Source organism: Methylibium sp. (assembly GCF_013817365.1).
In the GTDB taxonomy this organism is placed as follows: Bacteria; Pseudomonadota; Gammaproteobacteria; order Burkholderiales; family Burkholderiaceae_C; genus Methylibium.
In genome coordinates this window covers 1-4485 of record NZ_JACDCU010000343.1, presented here as the reverse complement: position 1 = coordinate 4485, position 4485 = coordinate 1, and the positions used below count along the sequence as shown (strand labels likewise).

Genomic DNA, 4485 nt, shown 5'->3' with positions numbered 1-4485 from the left:
AGTCTGTAGAGCGGCTGGTGCGCCTTCGGTCGGCCCCAATTCTGGGCATGCTTTCTGCTAAATTGCGCCGAGCCTTTCGAGGGCCGCTGGCGGGTTGTCGTGCGCCCGAACAGAAAAACCCGACCCATAACACTGCCCTGCCTGGAGAACCTGATGGCCAACAAGACCGTCGCCGACGTGATGAAGATGGTGAAGGAAAACGAAATCAAGTTCGTCGATTTCCGCTTCACCGACACCCGCGGCAAGGAACAACACGTGACCGTGCCCGTTTCCGCTTTCGATGAAGACAAATTCAGCGCCGGTCATGCCTTCGACGGTTCTTCGATCGCCGGCTGGAAAGGCATCGAAGCTTCCGACATGCTGCTCATGCCGGACCCGAACACCGCCAACATCGACCCCTTCTTCGAAGAGCCGACCATCCTCCTCACCTGCGACGTCATCGAGCCGGGCGACGGCAAGCCCTACGAGCGCGACCCCCGGTCGCTGGCCAAGCGCGCCGAGGCGTACATGAAGTCCACCGGCCTGGGCGACGCCGCGTTCTTCGGCCCCGAGCCCGAGTTCTTCGTGTTCGACAGCGTGCGCTGGAGCAACGACATGTCGGGGTGCTTCTTCAAGATCGACTCCGAAGAGGCGGCCTGGAACAGCGGCAAGGAATACGAGCACGGCAACACGGGCTTTCGCCCATCCGTGAAGGGCGGCTACTTCCCGGTGCCGCCGGTCGACAGCTCGCAGGACTTGCGCTCGGAGATGTGCCTGATCCTCGAGTCATTGGGCATTCCGGTCGAGGTGCACCACCACGAGGTCGCCACCGCCGGCCAGATGGAGCTCGGCACCAAGTTCTCGACCCTCGTGCAGCGCGCCGACTGGCTGCAGTTGCAGAAGTACGTGATCCACAACGTGGCCCATGCCTACGGCAAGACCGCCACCTTCATGCCCAAGCCGATCGTCGGCGACAACGGCTCGGGCATGCACGTGCACCAGTCGGTGTGGAAGGACGGCAAGAACCTGTTCGCTGGCGACGGCTACGCCGGCCTGAGCGAGTTCGCGCTGTTCTACATCGGCGGCATCATCAAGCACGCCCGCGCGCTCAACGCCATCACCAACCCGGGCACCAACAGCTACAAGCGCCTGGTGCCGGGCTTCGAGGCGCCGGTCAAGCTGGCCTATTCCGCCAAGAACCGCTCGGCTTCCATCCGCATCCCTTACGTGGCCAACCCCAAGGGCCGCCGCATCGAGGCGCGTTTCCCCGACCCGCTGATGAACCCCTACCTGGGCTTCACGGCACTGCTGATGGCCGGCCTGGACGGCGTCGAAAACAAGATCCACCCGGGCGAGGCGGCCACCAAGGACCTCTACCACCTGCCGCCGGAAGAGGACGCGAAGATCCCGACCGTCTGCCACAGCCTCGACCAGGCGCTCGACTACCTCGACAAGGACCGCGCCTTCCTGACCAAGGGCGGCGTCTTCACCGACACCTATCTCGACGCCTACATCGAACTCAAGATGCAGGAGGTCACGCGCTTTCGCATGGCCACGCATCCGATCGAGTTCGACATGTACTACACCTTGTAGAGCGAACCGGCGCGGTGCCTATGGCGCCGATTGCAGCCAGCGCAAGTGCGTGAAAGACTGTGACAAAGGGACGGCTCCGGCCGTCCCTTTCCACGTCAGGCGGGCCTCATGCCTGCTGCGCCTGCGCATCGAGAAAAGAATGCCGGATACTCGATGCGCATCGGCGCGAGGCGTCCGTGTGCAAGCGGCGAAGGAGCAGGAAATGATCGTGCGAGTCGGTTTCAGGGCCGTGATGATGGCGGCCGTGGCAGTGCTGGCATGCGGCGCAGGGACCGGCGCGCTCGCGCAGGACGCGGTGGTCTACAAGTGCCCCGGCAATCTCTACACCGGCACCATCACCCCGAAGGAAGCCGGCGACAGAGGCTGCAAGGCGCTCGAAGGCGGTTCGGTAACGGTGATCCAGTCGCCGCCCGTGCGGCGCGCGCCTGCACCGAAGGTCGACAGCGGCGCCTCCCGGCCCGCGGACAGCCGCGTCGATGCCGCGGATCAGCGTGCCCGCGACACCGACAAGCGCCGCATTCTCGAGAACGAACTGCGGCGAGAAGAGGAGCGCCTGGCGGGCCTCAAGCTGGAATACAACAACGGCCAGCCCGAGCGCCGCGGCGACGAAAAGAACTACCAGAAGTACCTGGACCGCACGGCCGAACTCAAGTCCGGCATCGAGCGCTCCGAGAGCGACGTCGCTGCGCTGCGACGCGAACTGGACAAACTCGGTGGCGCAAGCGCCGGCTCGAACCCGGGCTCCACCGGCGGCGGCGTCTGACCGACGCGTCGCGCAGGGCGTCGGGTTGCCTCTCGAGATGAGCCCGCCGACGCCGGCTGCTCCGGGCGGCCACGACGCCTTCGATCTGCTCGCCACCATGGTGGCGGTGGTGCACCGCGACGGCCGCTGCTTGTTCGCCAATGCCGCCTTCGAGAACGTGATGGGCCTGTCGCGCCGCCACGTGCGGCGGCGCGACTGGTTCGACTGGTTCGTCGAGCCCGAGCTGTTGCGCGAGACGGTCGCTGCCGTGGCGCGCAACGAGTTCTCGACCAGCCGCCTCGACGCCCACTTGAAGCGCCCCGTCGCGGCGCACGCCGAGCCGCTGCTGGTTCACGTGATCGTCAACCAGATGGAAGACCCCGACGTCACGCTGGTCGAGCTGATCGAGATCGAGCAACAGACCCGACAAGACCGCGAGGAGCGCGCGCATGAGCAGGTCGAGGCCAACAAGGAGCTGATCCGCAACCTCGCGCACGAGATCAAGAACCCGCTGGGGGGCATTCGCGGCGCCGCGCAACTGCTGCAGATGGAGGTGGCCTCCAAGAGCCTGAGCGAATATGCGCAGGTCATCATCAAGGAGGCAGACCGGCTGCAGGCGCTGGTCGACCGGCTGCTCGCGCCGCACCGCCGGCCCCACTTGGTGAGCGACGTCAATATCCACGAAGTGTGCGAGCGGGTGCGCGCGTTGATCCTGGCCGAGTTCCCCAGGGGCCTGACGATCCAGCGCGACTACGACATCTCCATACCCGACTTCCGTGGCGATCGCGAGCAGCTCATCCAGGCCGTTCTCAACATCGCCCACAACGCCGCGCAGGCGCTGAGCGAGCGCATGACGGCGGCAGATGCCCGCATCGTGCTGCGCACGCGCGTGGCACGACAGGTCACGCTCGGCAAGCAGCGTTTCCGATTGGCACTGGAATTGCATGTCGAGGACAACGGCCCGGGCATTGCGGCGTCGATCCTCGATCGCATCTTCTATCCGCTGGTTTCGGGGCGCGAGGGCGGATCGGGCCTCGGCCTCACACTGGCGCAGACCTTCGTGTCGCAACATCACGGCACGATCGATTGCGAAAGCGTGCCGGGCCGTACGCTGTTCAAGATCACGATACCGCTGCCCTGAGCGCACCCGACGGGGCGGCAGACGAATCACCGACCTGACCGCAGACCCGCATGAAACCGATCTGGATCGTCGACGACGATCAATCCATCCGCTTCGTGCTCGAGAAGGCGCTCGCGCGCGAGGAGTTGCCGGTGCGCAGCTTCTCCAGTGCCAGGGACCTGCTCGCGGCCCTCGAGTCCGGCGACACGCCGCAGGTGTTGGTGAGCGACATCCGCATGCCGGGCGGCTCGGGCATCGATCTTCTGGCCACCGTGAAGGCGCAGTTGCCGGGGCTGCCCGTCATCATCATGACGGCGTATTCCGACCTCGACAGCGCCGTCTCGGCCTTCCAGGGCGGGGCCTTCGAGTACCTGCCCAAGCCCTTCGACCTGACCAAGGCGGTCGAGCTGATCCGCCGCGCGCTCGACGAGAGCCTGCGTGAGGAAGTCGCCGACGAGCGCCTCGCGCAGATGCCCGAGATGCTCGGCCAGGCGCCGGCGATGCAGGACGTGTTCCGTGCCATCGGGCGGCTTTCGCAGAGCAACGTGACCGTGCTCATCACCGGCGAGAGCGGCTCGGGCAAGGAGCTGGTCGCCCAGGCGCTGCACAAACACAGCCCGCGCGGCGAGCTGGGCAACAAGGGCCCCTTCGTCGCGATCAACACCGCGGCGATTCCGAAAGACCTGCTCGAAAGCGAGCTGTTCGGTCACGAACGCGGCGCCTTCACCGGCGCGCAGACCACGCGGCGCGGGCGCTTCGAGCAGGCCGACGGCGGCACGCTGTTCCTCGACGAGATCGGCGACATGCCCTTCGACCTGCAGACGCGGCTGCTGCGAGTGCTGTCCGACGGGCAGTTCTATCGTGTCGGGGGCCACAACCCGCTCAAGAGCAATGTGCGGGTGATCGCCGCGACCCATCAGAACCTGGAGCAGCGTGTCCGCCAGGGTGCCTTTCGCGAAGACCTGTTTCACCGCCTCAACGTCATCCGCCTGCGTCTGCCGGCGCTGCGCGAGCGGCGCGAGGACATCCCCTCATTGGCGCGGTCTTTCCT

General features: G+C 66.1%; 4 protein-coding genes. All 4 read left to right on the top strand.

The window, feature by feature from the left end; genetic code table 11:
- Positions 1-153: 153 nt before the first annotated feature.
- A complete protein-coding gene (gene glnA / locus H0W38_RS17230; RefSeq protein WP_292456337.1) occupies positions 154-1572 on the top strand; it encodes a type I glutamate--ammonia ligase in 1419 nt (472 codons plus the stop codon).
- 202 nt (positions 1573-1774) lie between these two features.
- Complete coding sequence (locus H0W38_RS17225; protein WP_292456336.1) at positions 1775-2335, top strand: hypothetical protein; 561 nt, start codon at positions 1775-1777, stop codon at positions 2333-2335.
- Positions 2336-2372: 37 nt separating this feature from the next.
- Entirely contained in the window at positions 2373-3455 is a 1083-nt protein-coding gene (gene glnL, locus H0W38_RS17220; protein WP_292456333.1) for a nitrogen regulation protein NR(II), read from the top strand.
- A 50-nt stretch (positions 3456-3505) separates the two neighbouring features.
- Positions 3506-4485: sigma 54-interacting transcriptional regulator (locus tag H0W38_RS17215; protein WP_292456331.1), on the top strand; the 980-nt coding region annotated here is incomplete at its 3' end.